Source organism: Methylobacterium sp. J-068 (assembly GCF_022829445.1).
Classification (GTDB): domain Bacteria; phylum Pseudomonadota; class Alphaproteobacteria; order Rhizobiales; family Beijerinckiaceae; genus Methylobacterium.
This window is the reverse complement of record NZ_JAKSXY010000096.1, coordinates 1-342: the sequence shown is the minus strand read 5'-3', so window position 1 is coordinate 342 and position 342 is coordinate 1. Positions and strand designations below refer to the sequence as shown.

The 342-nt window shown below is 68.1% G+C and carries 1 protein-coding gene; it reads right to left on the bottom strand.

The genetic code is table 11. The annotated features are described in order from the left end of the window. Nucleotides 1-21: 21 nt before the first annotated feature. Nucleotides 22-159 (bottom strand): hypothetical protein, encoded by a 138-nt coding sequence (locus MKK54_RS16490; RefSeq protein WP_244012290.1) that lies wholly within the window; start codon nt 157-159, stop codon nt 22-24. Nucleotides 160-342 lie beyond the last annotated feature (183 nt).

Genomic DNA, 342 nt, shown 5'->3' with positions numbered 1-342 from the left:
TCACCCGAGCCCGCGGGTAAATCACCCAAGGGCCGTGAGGCCGTCGTTCAGACCGGTCGCCCGCCCCACAGGCGACAGGGCCACCTTCCCGTTCTCGCCGAGCCGCAGGGGGCCGGCGATTGCTTCGCCGAGGGTGCGCGCTTCGGATCTTGCGGTCATCACGACGGCCTCACGGCCCTTGGGTGATTTCCCCGCGGGCTAGGGTGACTTGCCCAACATCTCGGGTGCCTCCTGTGGTCGATTGGAATCGTCCACGGACAGGAGGCGACAGCGTGCAGAGCATGGGCGGGAACAGCGACATCGATCGGACCGGACGCAACGTCTTGGCGGGCAGCCGCGGAC